At 64.0% G+C, this 21,575-nt stretch carries 20 protein-coding genes; 14 read left to right on the top strand and 6 right to left on the bottom strand.

The genetic code is table 11. The annotated features are described in order from the left end of the window. The first annotated feature begins 10 nt into the window (after positions 1–10). From AC07VL_RS04445 to AC07VL_RS04425, 5 genes are all read left to right on the top strand, one after another. Complete coding sequence (locus AC07VL_RS04445; protein ID WP_494804756.1) at positions 11–979, top strand: substrate-binding domain-containing protein; 969 nt, start codon at positions 11–13, stop codon at positions 977–979. Between the two features lie 45 nt (positions 980–1,024). Continuing rightward, the gene (locus AC07VL_RS04440; RefSeq protein ID WP_494804755.1) at positions 1,025–2,077 is read left to right on the top strand and encodes a sugar phosphate isomerase/epimerase family protein; all 1,053 of its coding nucleotides are present in this window, start codon (positions 1,025–1,027) and stop codon (positions 2,075–2,077) included. Between the two features lie 9 nt (positions 2,078–2,086). Next, entirely contained in the window at positions 2,087–3,238 is a 1,152-nt protein-coding gene (locus AC07VL_RS04435) for a Gfo/Idh/MocA family protein (RefSeq protein WP_494804754.1), read from the top strand. A gap of 9 nt (positions 3,239–3,247) precedes the next feature. After that, complete coding sequence (locus AC07VL_RS04430; protein WP_494804753.1) at positions 3,248–3,550, top strand: 2Fe-2S iron-sulfur cluster-binding protein; 303 nt, start codon at positions 3,248–3,250, stop codon at positions 3,548–3,550. A 113-nt stretch (positions 3,551–3,663) separates the two neighbouring features. Beyond that, positions 3,664–5,337: an outer membrane protein assembly factor BamB family protein gene (locus AC07VL_RS04425; RefSeq protein WP_494804752.1), complete on the top strand. Its 1,674-nt coding sequence runs from the start codon at positions 3,664–3,666 to the stop codon at positions 5,335–5,337. Positions 5,338–5,355: 18 nt separating this feature from the next. Here the strand turns inward: AC07VL_RS04425 and AC07VL_RS04420 are convergent, their stop codons facing one another. After that, a complete protein-coding gene (locus tag AC07VL_RS04420; protein WP_494804751.1) occupies positions 5,356–5,667 on the bottom strand; it encodes a hypothetical protein in 312 nt (103 codons plus the stop codon). A gap of 102 nt (positions 5,668–5,769) precedes the next feature. Here AC07VL_RS04420 and AC07VL_RS04415 point away from each other — a divergent pair, with 102 nt between their 5' ends. Both AC07VL_RS04415 and AC07VL_RS04410 read left to right on the top strand, forming a co-directional pair. Then, the gene (locus tag AC07VL_RS04415; RefSeq protein ID WP_494804750.1) at positions 5,770–6,039 is read left to right on the top strand and encodes a ubiquitin family protein; all 270 of its coding nucleotides are present in this window, start codon (positions 5,770–5,772) and stop codon (positions 6,037–6,039) included. A gap of 14 nt (positions 6,040–6,053) precedes the next feature. Further along, positions 6,054–7,148: a WD40/YVTN/BNR-like repeat-containing protein gene (locus tag AC07VL_RS04410; RefSeq protein ID WP_494804749.1), complete on the top strand. Its 1,095-nt coding sequence runs from the start codon at positions 6,054–6,056 to the stop codon at positions 7,146–7,148. Here the strand turns inward: AC07VL_RS04410 and AC07VL_RS04405 are convergent. Next, positions 7,121–7,744 carry a TetR/AcrR family transcriptional regulator gene (locus AC07VL_RS04405; RefSeq protein WP_494804748.1) on the bottom strand — a complete coding sequence of 208 codons (624 nt, stop codon included), beginning with the start codon at positions 7,742–7,744 and terminating at the stop codon, positions 7,121–7,123. The two genes, AC07VL_RS04410 and AC07VL_RS04405, sit on opposite strands and share 28 nt — an antisense overlap. Before the next feature lie 169 nt (positions 7,745–7,913). On the opposite strand from AC07VL_RS04405, the gene AC07VL_RS04400 reads away from it, so the two are divergent. Then, positions 7,914–8,957 (top strand): MBL fold metallo-hydrolase, encoded by a 1,044-nt coding sequence (locus tag AC07VL_RS04400; RefSeq protein ID WP_494804747.1) that lies wholly within the window; start codon positions 7,914–7,916, stop codon positions 8,955–8,957. Between the two features lies 1 nt (position 8,958). On the opposite strand, the gene AC07VL_RS04395 is transcribed toward AC07VL_RS04400, so the two are convergent. After that, positions 8,959–9,291 carry a hypothetical protein gene (locus tag AC07VL_RS04395; RefSeq protein ID WP_494804746.1) on the bottom strand — a complete coding sequence of 111 codons (333 nt, stop codon included), beginning with the start codon at positions 9,289–9,291 and terminating at the stop codon, positions 8,959–8,961. Between the two features lie 458 nt (positions 9,292–9,749). Here AC07VL_RS04395 and AC07VL_RS04390 point away from each other — a divergent pair, with 458 nt between their 5' ends. Then, on the top strand, positions 9,750–10,760 hold the full coding sequence (locus AC07VL_RS04390; RefSeq protein ID WP_494804745.1) for a substrate-binding domain-containing protein: 1,011 nt from the start codon (positions 9,750–9,752) through the stop codon (positions 10,758–10,760). 56 nt (positions 10,761–10,816) lie between these two features. Here the strand turns inward: AC07VL_RS04390 and AC07VL_RS04385 are convergent, their stop codons facing one another. Further along, positions 10,817–14,413, bottom strand: coding sequence for an indolepyruvate ferredoxin oxidoreductase family protein (locus AC07VL_RS04385; protein ID WP_494804744.1), 3,597 nt, complete (start codon positions 14,411–14,413; stop codon positions 10,817–10,819). Between the two features lie 194 nt (positions 14,414–14,607). Then, on the bottom strand, positions 14,608–15,549 hold the full coding sequence (locus tag AC07VL_RS04380; RefSeq protein WP_494804743.1) for a LysR substrate-binding domain-containing protein: 942 nt from the start codon (positions 15,547–15,549) through the stop codon (positions 14,608–14,610). Between the two features lie 173 nt (positions 15,550–15,722). Between AC07VL_RS04380 and AC07VL_RS04375 the strand changes: the two genes are divergently transcribed. Continuing rightward, positions 15,723–16,949, top strand: a complete 1,227-nt coding sequence (locus AC07VL_RS04375) for an HD-GYP domain-containing protein (RefSeq protein ID WP_494804742.1) — start codon at positions 15,723–15,725, stop codon at positions 16,947–16,949. Here AC07VL_RS04375 and AC07VL_RS04370 read toward each other — a convergent pair. Further along, positions 16,946–17,992, bottom strand: coding sequence for a GGDEF domain-containing protein (locus AC07VL_RS04370; RefSeq protein ID WP_494804741.1), 1,047 nt, complete (start codon positions 17,990–17,992; stop codon positions 16,946–16,948). The genes AC07VL_RS04375 and AC07VL_RS04370 overlap by 4 nt on opposite strands. Before the next feature lie 481 nt (positions 17,993–18,473). On the opposite strand from AC07VL_RS04370, the gene AC07VL_RS04365 reads away from it, so the two are divergent. The 4 genes from AC07VL_RS04365 (at position 18,474) to cpaB (ending at position 21,563) form a co-directional block, all read left to right on the top strand. After that, positions 18,474–18,656, top strand: coding sequence for a Flp family type IVb pilin (locus AC07VL_RS04365; protein WP_034752975.1), 183 nt, complete (start codon positions 18,474–18,476; stop codon positions 18,654–18,656). Positions 18,657–18,708: 52 nt separating this feature from the next. Beyond that, positions 18,709–19,242: an A24 family peptidase gene (locus AC07VL_RS04360; protein WP_494804740.1), complete on the top strand. Its 534-nt coding sequence runs from the start codon at positions 18,709–18,711 to the stop codon at positions 19,240–19,242. Positions 19,243–19,335: 93 nt separating this feature from the next. After that, the gene (locus AC07VL_RS04355) at positions 19,336–20,706 is read left to right on the top strand and encodes a DUF8689 domain-containing protein (protein WP_494804739.1); all 1,371 of its coding nucleotides are present in this window, start codon (positions 19,336–19,338) and stop codon (positions 20,704–20,706) included. Next, positions 20,703–21,563 carry a Flp pilus assembly protein CpaB gene (cpaB, locus tag AC07VL_RS04350; RefSeq protein WP_494804738.1) on the top strand — a complete coding sequence of 287 codons (861 nt, stop codon included), beginning with the start codon at positions 20,703–20,705 and terminating at the stop codon, positions 21,561–21,563. Before AC07VL_RS04355 ends, cpaB begins: the two co-directional genes overlap by 4 nt. Positions 21,564–21,575 lie beyond the last annotated feature (12 nt).

Raw genomic sequence — 21,575 nt, 5'->3', positions numbered from 1 at the left:
GGAGAGCAGCATGAAGAGCTTTATACGGGTAGCAGGGATGGCAGTGCTGGTGATGCAGGCGTGGGCGTTGCCGATGGGGCCGGCGCAGGCCGCTGACAAGCTGGTCGTCGGCGTCGCCATCCCCACGGCTACGCACAGTTTCACTTCGGGCATCGTCTGGTGGGCAAACCAGGCCAAGGCGGAGCTGGAAAAAGCCCATCCTGGCGTGAAAATCATCGTCAAGACGGCCGCCACGGCGCCCGAGCAGGCGAACCAGTTGCAGGATATGTTGACGGTGAACAAGATCAACACCCTGGTCATCTTCCCCATCGAATCGGCGTCCTTGACCCAGCCCGTGGCGCAAGTAAAAAGCAAAGGCGTCTACGTGACGGTGGTGGACCGCGGCTTGACGAACACGCAGTCGCAGGATGCGTATATTGCGGGCGACAACACGGCCTTCGGCAAGCTGCCGGCCGAATACCTGGCGAAAAGTTTAAACGGCAAGGGCAATATCGTCGTGCTGCGCGGCATGCCGACCACCCTGGACAACGAGCGCTTTGACGCGTTTTCCGCCGTCATGAAGGGCCATCCCGACATCAAGGTACTGGATGCCAAGTATGGCAACTGGAACCGTGACGATGCCTTCAAGGTCATGCAGGATTACCTGACCCGCTTCAAGCACATCGACGCCGTCTGGGCCGCCGATGACGACATGGCCATCGGCGTGCAAAAGGCCATCGCGCAAGCCAAGCGCACGGACATCAAGCAAGTGTTCGGTGGCGCGGGCGCGAAGGGCGCCGTGAAAAAGATCATGGACGGTTCCGACCCGCTGATCGTGGCCGACGTGTCCTACTCGCCGAAGTTCATGTACGACGCTATCAAGCTGACGACGGAAGCGCGCCTGAAAGGTGATAAATTGCCGGCCAACACCATCATCCCCTCGGTGCTGATCACGCGCGAGAACGCCAGGCAGTTCTACTTTCCGAACTCGCCTTTTTAACCGAACCTCCTCCAGGGCCAGTGTCCTGGGGGTTAAAGGATACCCATGAAAACCATCCAGGGCCCGGCCATCTTCCTGGCCCAGTTTCTCGGCGACGCGCCGCCGTTCGATTCGCTCGAGCACCTGGCGCAATGGGCGGCCGGCCTGGGCTACAAGGGCTTGCAGCTGCCCACGGCACCGCGCCTGTTTGATCTGGAACAGGCGGCCAACAGCCAGCAGTATTGCGACGAGGTAAAAGCCCTGCTGGCGCGCCACGGCTTGCAGGTGACGGAGTTGTCGACGCATCTGCAGGGCCAGCTGATCGCCGTGCATCCCGCGTATGACGCGCTGTTCGACGGCTTTGCGCCAGAACAGGTCCGCGGTGATCCGGCCGCCCGCACGGCCTGGGCCACGCAGCAGTTGCTGTGGGCGGCCACCGCCTCGCAGCGCCTGGGATTGACGGCGCACGTGACGTTTTCCGGCGCGCTGGCCTGGCCGTATCTGTATCCGTGGCCGCAGCGCCCCGCGGGCCTCGTGGAGACGGCGTTCGCCGAGCTGGCGAAACGCTGGCGGCCCATCCTCGATGCGTTTGATGCTGCCGGCGTGGACCTTTGCTATGAATTGCATCCGGGCGAGGACTTGCATGACGGCGTGACGTTTGAGCGTTTCCTGGCCGCCGTCGACGGGCACCCGCGCGCGTCCATCCTGTACGACCCCAGCCACTTCGTGCTGCAGCAGCTCGACTACCTGGCCTTCATCGACATCTACCATGCGCGCATCAAGGCTTTCCACGTCAAGGACGCGGAATTCAGGCCCAGCGGACGCCAGGGCGTGTATGGCGGCTACGGCGACTGGCAGGACCGGGCCGGGCGCTTCCGCTCGCTCGGTGACGGGCAGATCGATTTCAAGGCCATCTTTTCCAAGATGGCGCAGTACGATTTTCCGGGCTGGGCCGTGCTGGAGTGGGAATGCTGTCTGAAACACCCGGAGGACGGGGCGGCCGAAGGCGCGCGTTTCATCCGCGATCACATCATCCACGTGGCCGAACACGCGTTCGACGATTTCGCGGGCAGCGCGGTTGACCAGGATCAAATCCATCACTTGCTTGGCTTGAAATAAGGAAACGATATGCAGCGACGCTTAAGGCTGGGCATGGTAGGGGGCGGGCAGGGCGCGTTCATCGGCGCCGTGCACCGCATCGCGGCGCGCATCGACGACCAGTATGAACTGGTGGCGGGCGCCCTGTCGTCCGACCCGCAGCGCGCGCGCGACAGCGGTGCCGCGCTGCACCTGGCGCCGGAGCGCTGCTACAGCGATTACCGCGCCATGGCGCAGGCGGAAAGCCAGCGCCCGGACGGCATCGAAGCGGTGGCCATCGTCACGCCGAATCATTTGCACGCGCCCGTCGCCACGGCGTTCCTGGAAGCGGGCATCCATGTGATCTGCGACAAGCCGCTGGGCATCTCGCTGGCGGAAGGCCAGGCGCTGGCGGCGTTGGCCCAGCAGAAAAAGCTGCTGCTGGCCCTCACGCATACCTACAGCGGCTACCCATTGCTGCGCCATGCGAAAGCCATGGTCGAGGCGGGCGAGATCGGCGAATTGCGCCTCGTGCAGGTGGAGTATTCGCAGGACTGGCTGGCCGACGCCATCGCGGCTGGCGGCATGAACGAAGGCAACTGGCATAACGACCCGCAGAAGGCCGGGCCGGGCGGCACCCTGCTCGACGTGGGCTTGCACGCCTACCACCTGGTGCAGTTCGTCAGCGGCTTGACGCCGCAGCAGGTGCTGGCGGAATTGTCCACCTTCGTTCCGCACCGCACCCTGGACGACCACGTGCAGGTGATGCTGCGCTACGCCAACGGCGCCAGGGGCACCCTGTGGGCCAGCCAGGTGGCGACGGGTTGCGAAAACACGGTGCGTTTGCGCCTGTTCGGCAGCAAGGCGCAGCTCGACTTTGACCAGGAACAACCGAATGCACTGTGGGTGACGCCGCAGGGCGGCAACCGCCAGCTGCTGCGCCCGGGGCGGGTCGACAGCGCCGCCGCGCGCCACGCCACGCGCGTGCCGGCCGGCCACCCGGAAGGGTATCTGGAAGCGTTCGCCCAGCTGTACCTGGATGCGGCGCTGGCCATCCGCGCCCTGCAGGCGGGGACGCCGATACCGGAAGCGGCGCGCTGGCTGCCCACCGTCCATGATGGCGTGGCGGGCCTGGCCTTCGCGGAGGCCGTGCTGCGCAGCCATGCGCAGGGCGCTACCTGGACCACCCTGGCGGACTGCTAAACTGGGCGCATGAGCGCGCCCCTGACCATCCCCACCTTTACCGTCACCATCGTCCCGCAAGGCTGGCAATTCCCGGCCGAGGCGGGCACCACCATCCTGGCCGCCGCCGAGCTGGCCGGCATCCGCCTGCTCAGTTCCTGCCGCAACGGCACTTGCCGCACCTGCCTGTGCCACATGGCAGAGGGCAAGATCCGCTACACCGTGGACTGGCCCGGCATCAGCCCCGATGAACGCCTCGATGGCGACATCCTGCCTTGCGTGGCGGTGGCGGAAAGCGACCTGACCTTGCAGGCGCGGGCCGTGCGCAAGTGAGTCCCCTGGTGAGAATCTGTTAGATTTTCAGAATAATTCCCATGTTATAAAGATGACCAAAGTTTCAAGCTCACCTCTATCGTGGAGGAAATGAAACTCAACATGGACATGGAATGACGACTTTCTTGCAAGAGCGGCTGCGGGCCGCTGCCTGGCCTTTGACGATGCTGGGCGCACTCTCCCTTACCGGCTGCGGCGGCGGCGAATCGCCGGAACAGGCGATGGATTTGTCGCAGGTCAGTCTCAATTGCGTGCAGCAGCCCGGTGAAAGCTGCAACAAGGTCCAGGCGACCGTGATGCTGTACGCCAAGGTGACGGACCAGCGTCCGCTGTGGGACGAAAAGCCGGCCGGCGGCACCAAGGTCTTCGATACGGTGAACCGCATCAAGCAGGCCGATGGTTCCTGGCTGATGGATTTCAGCGTCAAGCCGGGCCTGGCCGAAGGCACGTACACGGGGACGGTGGACTTTGCCGTTGCCGTCAGCCCTTTCCCCGGCACGCCCAATTTCCAGCCCCGCACGGCCAGCTACAGCATCACGGTGGCAGGCATGAAGGGCACGCTGTCGCCCCTGCGCCCGCTGTCCGGTGCCGCCGACTGGGAAGGCTACAACGGCAATGCGGCGCACACGGCTTATGTGCCCGTCACGCTCGACGCCAGCAAATTCACGCGCCGCTGGTCACGGAAGGGCACTGTCAACGCCAGCGGCGTCAGCACCAGCATCAGTCCGCTGGTCGCGGCGAATGGCTTCGTGTATTTCAATGAAGAAGTGGCGATAGACGACACCGCCGAGCGATTCAAATACATCTACACCTACCGTTTGTCGGCCCTGTTGGAAACGGACGGCGCCGCGGCGTGGCAAACAGAGCTGAAGCTGGGCGACGTGCTGGGCGCGCCTGGCGTGGCCGGCAACCGGCTGGTCATGGCAGGGGTGAACGATGCCTATGCCTTCGATGCGCTGTCCGGTGCCCGGCTGGCCGTGGCCAGGCAGCCCAATACCAACGGCCTGCTGGTGGCCGCCTCGCCGATGACGGCGCCGACCTTGTTCGGCGGGAATGCCTATCTCGGCGGCAATAATGACGTGATCAGCCTGGACGCGACAACGGGCCAGAACCGCTGGTCCACCAGCCTGGACTTGCCCAAGCTGGGCAATGTGGATGAGTGGACGCCGGCCGTGAATGCGAGCACCGTGTACAGCAATGCGGCAGGCACCTTGACGGCCTTCAATATTGCCGATGGCAGCAAGCGCTTCAGCGTGGCCGTGCCGGGCCAGGTGCTCGGCGGCACCGGCAAGAGTTCCTTGCGCCAGGCGCCCGTGCTGGTCAATGACAACACCGTGCTGCTGCTGAACCAGCGGCCATATCCAGGCAAGTCGGTCGACAACAGCCTGAGCCTGGTCGATGCGGGCAGCCGCAGCGTGCGCTGGACGGTCAACGGACGCTTCACCACGCAGCCGGTAGTGGCGCGCGGCGTGATTTATGTCGGCAACGACAGCGGCAAGGTAATCGAGGCGCGCAACGTCAGCGATGGCGCCGTGTTGTGGACCTGGCCGCTGGCCAGCGTGGGCGAAGAGGTGCTCAATGGCGACTTGATCGTGACCAATAACCTGCTGTTTGTGGCGGGTGGCAGGAACACCCATGCGCTCGACCTGGCCAGCCGCCAGGCAGCATGGAGCTATCGCCTGAGCGGCACCCTGTCGCTGTCGCGCAATGGCGTGCTGTATATCCGCTCGGCGCAAGGTGCCTATGGCAGCAATATCGGCTATGTGACGGCCATCAACCTGCAGTAAAGGTGGCGCGGTGGCCCGTTAGGGCTGGCCACCGCCCCGCAGGCGCTGCAGCAGCGCCTCCACGCTGTCGCCCACGGGCAAGCCGTGGCGGCGCAGCAGCTGCACGTGCAGCACGAGGTTTTCCAGCACCAGCTTGGCCGCCACGGCCAGCAGGGCCAGGTTGCGGTCTTCCGGGCTGAAGCTTTCCATGGCGTCGGCCATCTCGCACAGGTGGTTGGCGATCAGGCCGCGCAATTCCTGTTCGTTGAAGGGCAGGTCGGCAAAGTCGATGGGATCGGCCACTTCCACTTCCTGCATCAGCACCGCTAGTTCTTCCGGGGTAATCGTCATGCCTGGCCTCCTTGTGTGCTTGCCCTTATTTTAGCCTTATCGCCGTTGCATCGTCCGCAAAGCGGACTAGAATGAGTGCAGGCCGATGACGTCGAAGGGATCATGGCGCACCTGCATTTCACCCGGCAACTGGCACGCTTCCTCGACGTCCCCACGGTGGACGTGGCGGCGCCCTGCCTGCGCGCCGCCCTCGATGCCGCGTTTGCCCGGCATCCGCGGCTGCGCGGCTATGTGCTCGACGAGCAGGGCGCCCTGCGCGCCAACGTGGTGATCTTCATCGATGGCGCCCGCTGCCGCGAGCGCCGCGTGCTGGACGATGCCCTGCGGCCCGACAGTCAAGTCTATGTCTTGCAAGCACTTTCAGGAGGTTAAGCATGGGAGCAGGCATGGCGCAACGCGCGTATCTGGGCACCCGCAAGGGCCTGTTTCAAGTCGACTTGGCCGATGACGGCGCCTGGCAGCTGGCGCTGGTGCAGTTTGCGGGCGACCCCGTGTCCATGCTGCTGCACGACAGCCGCGACGGCACCCTGTACGCGGCCCTGAACCTGGGCCACTTCGGCGCCAAGCTGCACCGCCGCGATGCTGGCGGGCAATGGCAAGAGATCGCCGTGCCCGCCTATCCCGCGAAGCCGGCGGACAGCGGCGACACGATCGACTGGACGGTGCGGCAAGTGTGGTCGCTGGCGGCCGGCGGCACGGACCAGCCCGGCGTCCTGTGGGCGGGCACCCTGCCTGGCGGCCTGTTCCGCTCCGGCGACCGGGGCGACAGCTGGCAGCTGGTGGAATCGCTGTGGAACGTGCCGCAGCGGGCACAGTGGTTTGGCGGCGGCTACGACGTGCCCGGCATCCACAGCATCTGCGTCGATCCGCGCGACAGCAATACCGTGCTGGTGGGCGTGTCCTGCGGCGGCGTGTGGCAAACGCTGGACGGCGGCGCCAGCTGGGCCTTGAGCGCGACGGGCATGCGCGCCGACTACATGCCGCCCGAGCTCGATGAAAACGAGGCCGTGCAAGACCCGCACCGCATCGTGCGCAGCGCCGGCGCGCCGGACGCGCTGTGGTGCCAGCACCATAACGGCATCTGGCGCTCGCAGGACGCCGGCTGGCACTGGCAGGAAGTGACGACGGCGCCGCTGTCGCATTTCGGCTTTGCCGTGGCCGTGCATCCGCGCGATGGCGACACGGCCTGGTTCGTGCCGGCGCAGGCGGACGCGCTGCGCATCCCGCGCGATGGGGCGCTGGCCGTGACGCGCACGCGCGACGGCGGCAAAACCTTCGAGGTCTTGCGCGACGGTCTGCCGCAGCAGCATTGCTATGACCTCGTGTACCGCCACGGGCTGGCGCTGGCCGGCGACGGGCGCAGCCTGCTGATGGCGTCGACGACGGGTGGCGCCTGGTATTCCGGCGATGGCGGCGAGCACTGGCAGACGCTGTCCGCCCATTTGCCGCCTGTTTATGCCGTCTGTTTTGCCACGCCGTAGTAGCACAGGAAGATATCGACGGCCAGCGCCGCCACTTCCTGCCGGCGTGCCGGGCCCAGCAGTGGCTCGCCCAGGGTGATCTGCGGCCAGAAGGCAAAGGTTTTCAAGGGCGACATCAAGAGGTGCGCCACTTCCAGGGTTTCGCCCGCCTTGATGCGGCCATCCTGCTGCGCCGCGCGGATCCAGATATTCAGGCCCGTTTCCTTTTCATTCAGGCGCGTCACCATCGCTTGCGCGCGCGCGGGCGAGTGGATGGTTTCGCCGAAGATCACGCGCGCCAGGTCGATGAAGGCCGGATCGCACAGCAAGTCCATCTTTTGCTCGACGAGGGCCAGCACTTGCGGGCGCAGGGGCTGGTCGGCAACATAGGGCACGGCAGGCTGGGCCATGCTGCTTTCCCACATGCGCTGCAGGATTTCCGCGAACAGCTCGTCCTTGCTGGGGAAGTGGTTGTACACCGTGCGCTTGGAAACGGCCGCCGTGGCGGCGATCTTGTCCATGCTGGTCGCATCGAAACCGTGCTCGCGAAACTCGGCGATGGCGGCATCGACGATGGCGACGCGCTTGCGGTCGGTGAGGCGTTGCGGTGCGGCCATGGCTGAAAATCTCCTTTGAAAACAATATTTTACACCTGTTGGTTTACTTTGCTTAAAATTGGAACTACACTGTGTAGTGTAATTTAATCCTTGTGTTTTATTGACCGGGCCGCATATGCACTTGCATCGAGTCGTACGTCGTCTCTTATCCCTGGGAGTCCTGATCATCATGAGTTCTTGCACCTTGCGCGCCGAGCCTGCGGCGCCTGTTGAATCTTTACAACGCCACGAAGGCAAGTTCCGCAATCCCGTGCAGATGCACAAGCTGGGCACGGCAGCAACGCTCAAGCTGATGTGGACGTTTTTCTTTGACAAGCCCGACAGCACCGTGCCTGGCGCGGCCGTGCCCGTGCAAGCCCTGACCCGGGCGCAGCTGCTGGACGCCCCCGACAACAGCCTGTTCCGCCTCGGCCATTCGACCCTGCTGCTGAAGCTGAACAACGAATTCTTCCTGACGGACCCCGTCTTTTCCGAGCGCGCTTCGCCCGTGCAGTGGGCGGGGCCGAAGCGGTTTCACCAGCCGCCCATCGGCATCGAGGACTTGCCGCCGATCAAGGCGATCATCCTGTCGCACGACCATTACGATCACCTCGACCATGCCGCCGTGCTGCAGCTGGCGGCCAAGACGGAACATTTCGTGACGCCGCTGGGCGTAGGCGATACCCTGGTGGCATGGGGCGTGCCGGCCGCCAAGGTGCAGCAGTTCGACTGGTGGCAGGGCACAAGGATTGCCGGCGTGAAATTGGTGGCCACGCCTTCGCAGCACTTCTCGGGACGGGGCCTGTTTGACGGCAATCAAACCCTGTGGGCGTCGTGGGTCATCGATGCGCCGGACGTGCGCGTGTTTTTCAGCGGCGACTCCGGCTATTTCGGCGGCTTCAAGCAGATCGGCGACAAGTACGGTCCCTTTGACGTGACCATGATCGAGACGGGCGCCTACGACAAGCTGTGGCCGGACGTACACATGCAGCCGGAAGAAACCCTGCAAGCCCACCTGGACTTGCGCGGCAAGTGGCTCATGCCCGTGCATAACGGCACTTTCGACCTGGGCTTGCACGCCTGGCATGAACCGTTCGACCGCATCACTGGCCTGGCGGCGAAACAGGGCGTCAACCTGGCCACGCCGCAGATGGGCGAGGCGGTCGATCTGGCGCAGCCGAAGAAGGGCGAAAAATGGTGGCTGGCGATGCTGGAAGAGGAAATGCTCCGGTAATTTATGCCGTCACGTCGATCAGGCGGCCCAGGGTCTGGCCATAGCTGTTCAGCTGGGGCGCGCTCTTCGGCGCGGCAGGCGCGGCTTGCTGCGGCACGGCCACCTTGATGGCCTGGTCCAACTGCGGTGCCTTGACGGCGGCGGGTGCCTCGGCCTGGGCTTGCTGGCTGCTGCGCTGGGTCTGGCTCAGGGTTTCCTGCTCCCGCGCCAGCAGCTGGCGGCTTTGCGCCAGCTGTTCGCTGTCGCGCTGCACCTGGTTCTGGCCCTGTTCGACCCTGCGCTGCGCCGAGGCTAGCGATGCCTGCAACTGATTGACGGACGTTAGCGTAACCACATTGTTCACCTTTGGAAGTAGGTCCAAGCGTGCGCAGACGGGAGGAACGCAGGCCGGTGTGCTGCTGCCGGGGCCGATGCCCTACGCGACATGCCAGCAGGTAATCTTTACCTGAATCAAGAGTAGGACAAATTCTCGCACAGTTCCAGTAAATTATGTTTTCTTGATAATCTTATCGTGCGGGCCACGCGTGCTGCCGCCAGCGTGGCGGTGGCCGCAGCGCTGCATGCAAGTAAGTGCACGCTTCCACGGAGAGCATCGCCAGTCTGATATGCGTGGCCAGCCCTGGCGGAGCGCCACCGGCCTGGGTTGCCGGCACATCTTGTGTTTTATGCAGCAAATGTATTGTTGTTTTTCTACCATGTTGATGCGCGGTATTGCGGGGCTTGTTTGGCGCTCTGGGCTATAATTGACGGTCAGAGTTGGTTTCTTTTGCCATACAGACAGGTAGTTAACACATGAATCTCAAGAGCCTCGCAATTGCCCTCGGCATGTCGAAAACGACAGTCAGCAGGGCGTTGAACGGCTATCCGGAAGTCAATTCCCGCACCCGTGAAATCGTCCTGGCCGCCGCCAAGAAAGTCGGCTACCGGCCCAACCCGCTGGCGCGCAGCCTGGCCGTCGGCCGCACCAATGTCCTGGGCATGATCTACCCGCTGCTGCCCAGCGACCTGGGCGACAGCGTCTTCCTTTCCGTGGTGAATGGCATGTCCGATGCCGTGGAAGCATCGAAGATGAGCCTGATCATCGCCCCCGTGTCGCCGCAGAACGAACAGCCGTCGTATGAAAACATGGTGCGCGGGCGCCAGGTCGACGGCCTCGTGGTGGGCCGCACCAAGGTGATCGACGAGCGCATCGCGTATTTGACGAAGGTGGGTTTTCCCTTTGTCGCGAATGGCCGCACGCGCATCGAGGCGCCGTATGCGTATTTTGACTACGACAACGACACGGGCATAGACCTGGCCGTGTCCTTCCTGGCGGCGCACGGCCACCAGCGCATCGCCCTGCTCAGTGCGCCGCTGGACCTGCATTTCGCGCTGGAACGCCAGGAAAGCTTTATCCGCTGCATGGCGCAGGCGGGCTTGCAGGCCGATCCCCGCTACCTGCTCGACAATTCCCTCGACCGCCGCAGCGGCTACCAGGCCATGCAGCAATTGCTGGCCTGCTCGCCCCGTCCCACGGCCGTCATCGTCGACAACCACCTGTCCGGCGTGGGTGCCGTGCGCGCCCTGATGGACGCGGGCATCGAAATCGGCAAGGACATCTCCGTCATCGTCTGGGGCAATGTGGAAGACACCTTGATCGGCATCAACGTCACCACCATCGACCAGCCCGACCTGCGCCGCGCCGGCGCCAAGATGGTCGAAATGCTGCAATCCCTGCTGGCCGGCACGCCGCCGGAAAAGCTGCAGGAAATCTGGCAGCCCGTGCTGCTGCCGGGTGCCACCGTGGGGCGCTGCCCGGAGTGATAAAAAAAACGCAGAGCCGAGGCTCTGCGTTTTTATTTCAAGTCCAGCTGGCTAACTTACGCCGCGCTCTTGCTGCCTTGCGCCAGCACCGCCAGCAATCTCGCCTTGTCCTGGCGATACGTGGCGACGGCCGCTTCCTTGACGTGGCCGAAGCCGCGGATTTTCTCTGGCAGGGATGCCAGTTCCACGCAGGTGGTCAGATTTTCCGCCGTCAGGTTGACCAGCATGCCCGCCAGCAATTCGCGGTATTCGACGATCAGGGCGCGCTCCATCTTGCGCTCGGCCGTATAACCGAAGACGTCGAAGGTGCCGCCGCGCAAGCCCTTGGCTTTGGCCAGCAGCTGGAAGGCGCGCCACATCCAGGAGCCGAACTCCGCTTTCACGAGGTGGCCTTTCGCATCCTTCTTGGCGAACAGCGGCGGCGCCAGGTTGAATTTCACGGAGAAGTTGCCCTCGAACTGCTGCTGCAACTGTTCCACGAAACGCCCGTCCGTGTACAGCCGCGCCACTTCGTACTCGTCCTTGTAGGCCAGCAACTTGAAGTAGTTCTTCGCCACGGCCATCGACAGCTTCTGGCCCAGTCCCAGGGTATTCTCGCGGTCGCGCACCTGTTTGACCAGGGTCAAGTAACCATCCGCATATGCGGCATTTTGATACGCGGTGAGAAATTCCACGCGCTTCTTGATGACGCTGTCGAGGCTTTGCGGCATTTGCACGATGATGGCTTGCGTGGGCGTGGCGATCTGCGTCACCTTGCGCACGTCGACGGCGGCGCGGCGGCCCCACAGGAAGCTTTTCTTGTTCGACTCGATGCCCACACCGTTCAGTTCGATGGCGCGCAGCAGGGCCGCTTCCGTCAACGGGATGCGGCCTTTTTGCCAGGCGTAGCCGAGCATGAACAGGTTGGCGGCAATCGAGTCGCCCATCAGCGCCGTGGCCAGTTTGGTGGCGTCGATGAAGTCGGCCGCGTTCGCGCCGCCCACGGATTCCTCGATCAGCTGGCGCACTTCCGCCGTTGGATATTGCCAGTCTGCATTCTGCGCGAACGTGCCCGGCGGCTGTTCGTGCAGGTTGACGACGGCCAGGCTGCGGCCCGGACGCATTTTCGACACGGCATCCTGCGCGCCGGCCGTCAGCATGTCGCAGCCCAGGATCAGGTCCGCTTCGCCCGTGGCGATGCGCTGGGCGCGGATGTGCGCGGGAGATTTGGCGATTTTCACGTGCGAAGTGACGGAACCGTTCTTTTGCGACATGCCCGTCATGTCCAGCACGGAGGCGCCTTTGCCTTCCAGGTGGGCCGCCATGCCCATCAGCGCACCCACGGTGATGACGCCCGTGCCGCCGATGCCGTTGATGAGGATATTGTAGGGCGCGTCGCAATCGGGTAGTACCGGTTCCGGCAGCGGGCCGAAGTTGTCCGTCTCGCCCGCTTTACTGGCGCCCGTCTTGGTTTTCTTCAGGCTGCCGCCTTCGACGGTGACGAAGCTGGGGCAGAAACCCTTGGCGCACGAATAATCCTTGTTGCACGAGGATTGGTCGATGGTGCGCTTGCGGCCAAATTCCGTCTCTTTCGGCAAGATCGACACGCAGTTCGACTGCACGCCGCAATCGCCGCAACCTTCGCAGACGGCGTCGTTGATGACCATGCGTTTGGCAATGTCCGGATATTCGCCTTTTTTCCTTCTCCGGCGTTTTTCGGCGGCACAGGTCTGGTCGTAGATCAGCACGGACACGCCCGGTACTTCGCGCAATTCGCGCTGCACGGCATCCATGTCCTTGCGGTCGTGCAAGGTCAGGTGGGCGGGCAGGTTGGAGCGGTCGGCATAGCGGCTCAAGTCTTCTGTCACCAGGGCGATGCGGGCGATGCCTTCGGCGGCCACCTGCTGCGCCATCATCGGTACGGTAATCAAGCCGTCCACGGGCTGGCCGCCCGTCATGGCGACGGCGTCGTTGTAGAGAATCTTGTAGGTAATATTCACCTTGGCCGCCTGCGCGGCGCGGATGGCCAGGTAGCCGGAATGAAAATAGGTGCCGTCGCCCAGGTTCTGGAACACGTGCGGCAGTTCGGAAAACGCGGCCTGGCCTATCCACGGCGCGCCTTCCCCGCCCATGTGCGTGGTCAGCTTGTTCATTTCCGGATAGATCGACGTGGCCATCACGTGGCAGCCGATGCCGGCCAGCGCCAGGCTGCCGTCGGGCACCTTGGTCGAGGTGTTGTGCGGGCAGCCGGAGCAGTAGAAGGCGGGGCGGAACGGCGTATTCACGGCCTTCTTCAGGACCGCATCCTTGGCGTCGAGGAAACTGAGTCTCGCCTTGATCAGGTCGCAGGTGACGGGGTCGGAAATCAGGCGCGCGATGCGGCTGGCGATGACACGCGCCACTTGCGAGACCGAAAAGTCCGCCTTCGACGTGAGCAGCCATTCGCCGCGCGGCGCCACCCATTCGCCTTTTTCGTCGAACTTGCCGATGACGCGGGGACGCACGTCGTCGCGCCAGTTGTAGAGTTGTTCTTTCAACTGGTATTCGACGATTTGCCGCTTCTCTTCTACCACGAGAATTTCATCGAGACCTTGCGCAAACTCGCGCACGCTGTCCGGTTCCAGCGGCCACGGCATGGCGACTTTGAACAGGCGCATGCCCACGTCGGCCGCCATCTGTTCGTCGATGCCCAGCTCTTCCAGCGCTTCGAGCACATCCAGGTAGGACTTGCCGGACGCAATGATGCCCAGCTTGGCGTTCGGGCTATCGATGGTGGTGTGGTTGAGCTTGTTTTCGCGCGCGTAGGCCAGGGCCGCATAGATCTTGTAGTCCTGCATCAGCGCTTCCTGGTTGCGCGCCTGCTGGCCCAGCGGGATGCTCGACAGGCGCGCGTTCAGGCCGCCTTCGGGCATGACGAAATCCTGCGGGATTTTGACTTCCACGCGGAACGGGTCGGCATCGATGGAGGCCGACGATTCGACCGTGTCGGCCAGGGCCTTGAAGGCCACCGTGCAGCCGGAAAAGCGCGACATGGCCCAGCCGTGGATGCCCAGGTCCAGGTATTCCTGCACATTGCAGGGATACAGGACGGGGATCATCGAGGCGGAGAACAGGTGGTCGGACTGGTGCGGCAGGGTCGATGAGTATGCGCCATGGTCGTCGCCGGCCACCAGCAGCACGCCGCCCAGTTTGGATGTGCCCGCATGGTTCATGTGCTTGAAGACATCGCCGCAGCGGTCCACGCCCGGGCCCTTGCCGTACCACATGGCGAAGACGCCGTCGTACTTGGCCGGGCCGATCAGGTCGACCTGCTGCGAACCCCAGACGGCCGTGGCCGCCAAGTCTTCGTTGACGCCGGGCACGAACTGCACGTGGTGCGCTTCCAGCTGCTTCTTGGCTTTCCACAGGTTTTCATCGAGGCCGCCCAGGGGCGAACCGCGGTAGCCGGAAATGAAGCCGGCCGTGTTCAGGCCGGCGGCCTGGTCGCGCAGGCGCTGCATCATGGGCAGGCGCACGAGGGCCTGGATGCCGGACAGGAAGATGGCGCCGGAAGTGGCCGTGTATTTGTCGTCGAGGCTGACGGTGGTCAAGCGGGATGTGTCGGGGGGCGTAGATGGCGCGGCACCGGCGTTTCTAGCGAACGCTGCGGAGCCGTTTTCCGTGGTCACGGACATGGCTGTCTCCAAAAGGGTGTTTCAGATAGCGGCTGTACCAGGGACGCGCCCGGTAAGGCGCGCACTGTGCAGACGGGATGGCCGCATGTGGGCGGCACATAACTATTTTAAATTTAAAATAGTTAACGTGGTCAGTGTAGAACGGGGAAGAAGAAGGGGCAAATACGCTTTGACGATGGTGGTATAAGAAATACTTATGACGTAGCGGGAAGCATGTGGGCGCCCACCCACTGGCCGCTGTGGCACAGCTCGGCGGCCACCTGCAGCACGAGATTTTTCACGGCGTTGCCTGCATTTGTAAGAGGAATGTTTTTCGAGGCGCACAGCGCTACCGTGCGCGACAGGGCAGGGCTGTGGATGGCGTAGCTGCGCATGCTGCCATTCTCCAGTTCCGCCAGCAGGGGCGCGGCGGGCAGGATGGTGGCGCCCATGCCGGCCAGCAAGGCCGATTTCAAAATGGCGATCGAGTTGATCTCGATCACGTTGGCCGCCGCCAGGCCCAGTGCGCGGGCGCGGCTGTCGATGCGGGGACGCACGCCATGCTGCAGGCCCGGCAGGATCAGGGTGGCGGCCAAGGCTTGCTGGAACGCGATGTCCTTGCCGGCGGGGGCGAACGGCGAATCGCTGCGGCAAATGAAGCGCATCTCTTCTTCCACCAGGGGGCTGCAGGCAAAGGGCGCGAGCTGGCCATCGTCGAACAGCACGGCCAGGTTGATGCGGCCCGATTTGAGCTGTTCGTTCAGGTTGCCCGTGATTTCTTCCGTCAGCTGCAGCGTGATTTCGGGGTAGCGTTCGCGCGCGGCCAGCAGCAAAGGCAGGGCCAGGGCGCCGGAGATGCTGTGGGGCAAGCCCAGGGTGACATTGCCAGACGGCCGCGTGGCGCTTTGCGTGACGGCCGAGCGGGCGTCGGCCACCTGTTTCAGGATGGCTTGCGCGTGTTCGTAGAATACCTTGCCCGCGTCCGTGCTGAGCACGCCCTGGGCCGAGCGGTGCAGCAGCTGCACGCCCAGTTCCTCTTCCAGCTGGCGCAGCTGCTGCGTCAGGGCCGGCTGCGCCACGTGCAAGGTCAGGGCCGCGCGCGACAGCGAGCCGTGGTCGACGATGGCAACAAAGTAGCGTAATTGGCGCAGTTCCATGGGTTCCAGTAGCGGTGTGCGCCGCGGCCCGGCAAGTGCGCCGGCAACGGAGCGGTGAATGGAAAAAACAGGCTGTTGCGCCGCAGCGCCGAACGCGGCCAGCAGAATAACAATTTTGTTATACTCATTCTAGCGCCTCCGGTGCTCCAGCCGCGTATTTGTGGGATGACAGCATGCTCAAGAAAGTTGATTCCTCGCAATTAAAAGTGGGCATGTACATCCATGACCTCAGCTGTGACTGGATGACGCATCCCTTCGTGCGCAACCGTTTCCTGTTGCGCAGCGAGGATGAAATTCGCAAGATCATCCAGTCCGGCATCCACGACGTGGTGATCGACAGCGGCAAGGGTCTCGACGTGCAGGATGCGCCCACCGTGGCGCAGGCCAAGGCGGAGACGGAACGCGAGCTGGTGCAGATCGCCAGCGCGCCGCAAGTGGTCACGCGCGTCTCGCTGGGCATGGAGCTGGCGCGCGCCACCCAGGTGCGGCGGCAGGCGGCCAGCCTGGTGCGTTCAGTGATGGCCGACGTGCGCCTGGGCAAGGCCGTCGAACTCGACCGCGTGCAGCACACCGTGCAAGATATCACCGAATCGATCCTGCGCAATCCCGGCGCCCTCGTCGGTTTGCTGCGCATCAAGAACAAGGATGATTACACTTTCCTGCATTCCGTCAGCGTGTGCGCGCTGCTGGTGGCGTTTTGCCGCTCGCGGGGACTGGAGGCGGCTGCCACGCACCAGGCGGGCCTGGGCGGCTTGCTGCACGACACGGGCAAGGCGCTGGTGCCCGATAGCGTGCTGAACAAACCTGGCCCCTTGAGTGCGGAAGAGTTTGCCCAGATCAAGCGCCATCCGCGCGACGGCTACGAGATCCTGCGCCAGTCGCCCGAGGTGGGGCCGATTCCGCTCGACATCACCCTGCACCACCACGAACGGCGCGACGGCAGCGGCTATCCGGACCAGCTGGCCGGCGACGCCATCGGCGAGCTGGCGCAGATGGCCGCCATCGTCGACGTGTATGACGCGCTGACGTCGGACCGCAGCTACCACAAGGGCATTCCCGCCGCCGAAGCCTTGCGCAAGATCTATGAATGGAGCAAATTCCACTTCAATCCCGTGTTTGCCCAGGACTTCATGCGCTGCGTGGGTATCTATCCGGTCGGCACCATGGTGATGCTGGAATCGGGCCGCCTGGCCGTCGTCGTCGAGGCGCACGAAAGCAATCTGCTGGCGCCGAAAGTGAACGTGTTCTTCAGTACGAAGAGCAAGACCTACATCAAGCCGGAAACGGTCGACCTGTCGCGCGGCTTCGGCTTTGGCGGCGCCGACAAGATCGTCGGCCATGAGTCGGCGGCCAAGTGGCAGGTCGATCCCATGCGCTTTCTCTCGCTGGCGGATGCCTAGAAAAACTCTGCCGTATCGTTCGAGGCGATGGTGGTGAGCATGCCCTTTGCCACCAGTTCATCGTAGTGGCAGGCCAGGTTGCGGCCATGGCTTTTCGCGTAGTACAGCGCCTGGTCGGCGCGGCCCAGGATGATGACGGGCGCCTCGTAGGCGTTGATGCTGACGTAGCCCACGCTGACGGTGACTCTGCCCACTTGCGGGAAGTCGTGCGCTTCCACGTTGGTGCGGAAGCGGTCGATGATCTTTTGCGCATTTTCCAGGGTGATCGAGCGCAGCAGCACGACGAATTCCTCGCCGCCGAAGCGGAAGATGCGGTCCTGCGAGCGGAACGACGATTGCAGCTGGTTGGCGATCAGGATCAGCACTTCATCGCCGTACAGATGGCCGAACTTGTCGTTGACGAGCTTGAAATGGTCGACGTCGATCACGGCCAGCCACTGGCGTTCCGTATCGGAATGGTGGCGCCGCTCTTCCTCGGCAGGGCGCGGCTTGTCCGCTTCCGGCTCGCCGCGGCTTTGCAGGATCTTTGCCAGCTGGTCGTCGAAGGTCTTGCGGTTCAACAAGCCGGTGAGCGAATCGCGCTCGCTGTAGTCGAGCAGGTTCTGGAAATTGCGGTAGACGCTGACGATGCCGCCGATGACCTGGATGGTGGCGCCCGTGTAGGGCGTGGGGTTGGTGATTTCCAGGCAGGTGGTGACCTGGTCGCCGATCCAGATGGGCAGCCAAAGCAGGTGGCGGCCGTCGGCGCACAGGGTATCGGCGCTCGCCTCGTGGCGCGCGATGCAGGCGGCCAGCGCCGGGTAGTCCGACAGTGGCTCGCCCGGCATGGTGGCGTCGCTGGTGTCTTCCATGCGGGCAACGCTGCCCGCCACAATGATGGCCCGCGACCGCACGAACACCTGGCCACGCACGGTGTTCAGGGCCAGCACACGGGTCTGCGATGCGGAAGCGAGTTCCTGCACCGCCGAGATCACGGAAATGTCGAGCATCGTGTGATCGCGGTGCCCCGTCATGTCCACCATGTGTTTCAGTAGGGAATCCATTGTCGTTCTCTGGAAAGTAGTCACACAAGTGTCGTCATACCAGCATTGCATCAAGCAAGAGCATGTTCGCGTCCGTCTACAAGAAGCCAAGATTTATTTGGTGGCATGACGCACTGTACCGCTGGGCGAGAGGCCATTCCAAAGAAGAGCTAAGCAGGATAATGTCTTTTTGCCTAATAGGCAATTAACGTATGCAATATTTCATGTAAATACATGAGATTGCTGCATGGCGTTGCAAAAAACTTGCCCTGACGAAGGCTTTCAATCTTCACCGCAACATCTGTTGGCGGTATCCGTCATTTCAACAAGGTTTGATAATTTCCATATGGAAACTTGTGACGCGTCAATTTGCCAAAACGCAGGCGCTTTATAGTCACTGTAATGGCGCAGAAATTTACGGCAGGAAACATATTAGCAGGAAAGGGCAATGTTTCACACCCGATTGCGCCAGGGACTTGTGATTCACTTTTGGGAGCTTGTCATGCATACCTTCCTGTCGGCAGTACAGCAGTTTGTCAAGGATGAGGATGGCATTACGGCAATCGAATACGGCTTGATTGCGGCATTGATGGCCACCGCCATCACTGCCGGTTTCTTGCTGATCAAGACCAATCTGCTGGCCGTCCTCACCGACATTTCGTCGAACCTGGTGTTGACGCCCTAAGCGGGTGCCCGTTGCCGGCCGGCCGGCAGCGGGTTTTTTTCGGGAGGATGCCATGCCTGCAACTGCCTTGTGCGACCTGCTGTTGCTGTGCTTCGTGACGGCCGCTGCCGTCAGTGATTTGATCCGCCGCAAGATCCCGAATGCCCTGGTGCTGTCCGGCATCCTTGCCGCGCTGGCCCTGCATCTGTGGCTGTGGCCGCAACAAGTGCTGCCGCTGTGGCTGGGCGGCATGGCCACGGGATTTTTCCTCTTCCTGCCCTTGTACGTGTTGCGCGGCATGGCCGCCGGCGACGTCAAGCTGATCGCCATGGTGGGAGCGTTCGCCGGCCCCTGGCCCGTGCTGCAGATCTGTTTTGCCACCTTTGTGCTGGGCGGCCTGATGGCCGTGCTGATGATCACGTATCAGGGCAAGTGGCGCGCCTGCCTGCGCAATCTGCGCCAGCTGCTGTGGCCGATGATTGCGCGCACGGCCGGCATTCCCCTGGCGCCCGCCGCGCTGGCCAGCCATGCCAGCGTGGGCAACATGCCCTACGGACTGGCCATCGCGCTGGGCAGCCTGGCCGTGCAGGGACGCCAGTATTTCTGAGTAGTATTCATTGCTCTTGATCAATGGGCGCCGGTCCCCGCTCGCTAGAATGAAATCTGTGCAATGCAGTCTTAACCGGCTTGGAGACAAAGCATGACCGAGGTCGACTATTTCACCACCGAAAGTATGCCGCGCCCCGCCGACGCGAACCTGATGCCGCCCCTCCCGCCGCAGCCGAAGAGCCTGCGCGAGACGGGCCTGGAGCGCCAGCTGGTGGTCGAGCTGATCGCCAAGCTCATGTTTGTGAGCGGCAAGACGCACCTGTCCGTGCTGACCACGCGCTTGCGCCTGTCGATCAATGTCTTGCGCGAAGTCATCGATTTTATGGTCACGGAACAGATGGCGGAAGTGGCTTGGCGCGGCGAGTCCGAGATCGACGTGCAATACCAGCTGACGGGCGCGGGCAAGCAGCGCGCCAGTGCCTTCATCGAGCGCTGCGCCTACATCGGCGCCGCGCCCGTCACCCTGGACGCCTACCGCGCCATGGTGGCGCGCCAGTCGTGGCAGGCACAGGCGCAGCGCGTCGCCAGCGACGACCTGGCGGCCGTGCTCGGTGGCGCCCACGCGGGGCCGGGCATGCTCGACCTGGTGGGCGCGGCCCTGCATTCGGGGCGTTCGCTGCTGCTGTACGGCCCGCCCGGCAGCGGCAAGTCGACCCTGGCGCTGCAACTGGGACAATTGCTGCACGGCCTGGTCGCCGTGCCCTACGCCATCGTCGTCGGCCAGGACATCATCCAGCTGTACGATGCGGCGCAGCACCTGCCGCCGGCGCCGCAGCACGTCAGCCATGCGCGCCAGGCGCTGGAGCGGCGCAGCACGGACATCCGCTGGGTGCTGTGCCAGCGTCCCGTGATCCACGTGGGCGCCGAGCTCGACGCGGGCATGCTGGAACTGCGCCAGGACGCCAGCGGCGGCTGCTACCAGGCGCCATCCCATGTGCGGGCGAATAACGGCATGCTGATCATCGATGACCTGGGCCGCCAGCGCCTCGGCGCGCCGGAACTGCTGACGCGGCTGATGCAGCCGCTGGCGCGCGGCGTCGACCAGTTGGGCTTGCCAGGCGGCATGCAGATCAGCATGCCGTTCGACAGCGCTCTCGTGCTGGCGACCAGCATGGCGCCGGGCGAGCTGTTGGACGCCTCCCTGCTGCGCCGCATCGGCTACAAGGTGCAGGTGGGGCCGCTGGGCGACGGCGCCTATCGCGCCCTGTTCCGCCAGCAGTGCCGGCTGGCGGAGATCGCCTTTGACGAACTGGTCCTCAATCATTTGATGCAGCTGCATGGCGCGCAGGGGCGGCCCCTGCTGGCCAGTTATCCCCGCGAACTGCTGGCGCGCATCGCCGATTTCGCCGGCTTTGCCGGCAGCGAGGCGTGCCTGACGGTGGCCACGCTGGAGCAGGCGTGGAACAGCCTGTTTGCCAGCTGCGACATGCCGGCTGCCAGCCTGTGCGAGCGTATCGCATGAAAGACCGCCGCGCCCTGCTGATGATGGCCATGGCAATCGTGCTGGGCCTGCTGGCCGTGCTGCTGGCCTCGCACTGGCTGCTGCGCCAGACGCCTGCCGGCAAGGGCAAGATCGTCGTCGCCGCCAGCGATGTCAACCTGGGACAGCGCCTGACGCCCGAGATGCTGCGCCTGGCCGAATGGCCGGCGGAAAGCCTGCCGCAGGGCGCGCTGCCAGACCCGGCACCGCTGGCGGGACGGGTGCTGAAGACGAGCGTGCTGCGCGGCGAGCCGCTGAGCGAAGCCAAGCTGGCGCCGGCCGGCACCCTGGGCGGCCTGTCGGCCCTGATCACGGAAGGGCGGCGCGCCATCACCGTGCGCGTCAACGACGTGATCGGCGTGGCCGGCTTCGCCCTGCCGGGCAACTATGTCGACATCATCGTCAGCACGCAGCAGGATGCCGGCGACCGCGCCTTTCCCCAGAGCCGCAACATTTCCAAGATCGTCCTCGAACGCATCCTCGTGCTGGCCGTGGCGCAGGAAGTGGGGCGCGACGAGACCAAGCCGCGCGTCGTCAATGCGGTGACCCTGGAAGTGACGCCGGAACAGGCGGAAAACCTGGACCTGGCGCGCAGCGTGGGCAGCCTGTCGCTGGTGCTGCGCAACCAGGTCGACCCGCAGCCGGGCGTGACGGCGGGCGCCACCAAGCTGACCCTGCTGGGCGGGCCGCACGACGCCGACCCGGCACCGGCCGCGCCACCTGCGGCCGCCGTGCCCGTGGCGCCGCGTCCCGTGCGCGTGGCGAAGGCGCCGCCGGAGCCGCCGCGCCAGTGCAGCGGCGTCATCGATGGGACGCGCCAGTCGCGCGAATGTTTCTAGCTTTCCGCCCCG

It is taken from the genome of Janthinobacterium sp. GW821-FHT03C08 (assembly GCF_059420905.1).
This window is presented reverse-complemented; position numbering and strand designations above follow the sequence as displayed.

Coding starts and splice junctions, on each gene's coding strand:
- AC07VL_RS04425 (WP_494804752.1), top strand. CDS start 3,664: ATGACGACTTTCTTGCAAGAGCGGCTGCGGGCCGCTGCCTGGCCTTTG.
- AC07VL_RS04420 (WP_494804751.1), bottom strand. CDS start 5,667: ATGACGATTACCCCGGAAGAACTAGCGGTGCTGATGCAGGAAGTGGAA.
- AC07VL_RS04365 (WP_034752975.1), top strand. CDS start 18,474: ATGCATACCTTCCTGTCGGCAGTACAGCAGTTTGTCAAGGATGAGGAT.
- AC07VL_RS04415 (WP_494804750.1), top strand. CDS start 5,770: ATGGCGCACCTGCATTTCACCCGGCAACTGGCACGCTTCCTCGACGTC.
- AC07VL_RS04410 (WP_494804749.1), top strand. CDS start 6,054: ATGGCGCAACGCGCGTATCTGGGCACCCGCAAGGGCCTGTTTCAAGTC.
- cpaB (WP_494804738.1), top strand. CDS start 20,703: ATGAAAGACCGCCGCGCCCTGCTGATGATGGCCATGGCAATCGTGCTG.
- AC07VL_RS04435 (WP_494804754.1), top strand. CDS start 2,087: ATGCAGCGACGCTTAAGGCTGGGCATGGTAGGGGGCGGGCAGGGCGCG.
- AC07VL_RS04445 (WP_494804756.1), top strand. CDS start 11: ATGAAGAGCTTTATACGGGTAGCAGGGATGGCAGTGCTGGTGATGCAG.
- AC07VL_RS04380 (WP_494804743.1), bottom strand. CDS start 15,549: ATGGAACTGCGCCAATTACGCTACTTTGTTGCCATCGTCGACCACGGC.
- AC07VL_RS04385 (WP_494804744.1), bottom strand. CDS start 14,413: ATGTCCGTGACCACGGAAAACGGCTCCGCAGCGTTCGCTAGAAACGCC.
- AC07VL_RS04355 (WP_494804739.1), top strand. CDS start 19,336: ATGACCGAGGTCGACTATTTCACCACCGAAAGTATGCCGCGCCCCGCC.
- AC07VL_RS04430 (WP_494804753.1), top strand. CDS start 3,248: ATGAGCGCGCCCCTGACCATCCCCACCTTTACCGTCACCATCGTCCCG.
- AC07VL_RS04440 (WP_494804755.1), top strand. CDS start 1,025: ATGAAAACCATCCAGGGCCCGGCCATCTTCCTGGCCCAGTTTCTCGGC.
- AC07VL_RS04400 (WP_494804747.1), top strand. CDS start 7,914: ATGAGTTCTTGCACCTTGCGCGCCGAGCCTGCGGCGCCTGTTGAATCT.
- AC07VL_RS04370 (WP_494804741.1), bottom strand. CDS start 17,992: ATGGATTCCCTACTGAAACACATGGTGGACATGACGGGGCACCGCGAT.
- AC07VL_RS04405 (WP_494804748.1), bottom strand. CDS start 7,744: ATGGCCGCACCGCAACGCCTCACCGACCGCAAGCGCGTCGCCATCGTC.
- AC07VL_RS04360 (WP_494804740.1), top strand. CDS start 18,709: ATGCCTGCAACTGCCTTGTGCGACCTGCTGTTGCTGTGCTTCGTGACG.
- AC07VL_RS04375 (WP_494804742.1), top strand. CDS start 15,723: ATGCTCAAGAAAGTTGATTCCTCGCAATTAAAAGTGGGCATGTACATC.
- AC07VL_RS04390 (WP_494804745.1), top strand. CDS start 9,750: ATGAATCTCAAGAGCCTCGCAATTGCCCTCGGCATGTCGAAAACGACA.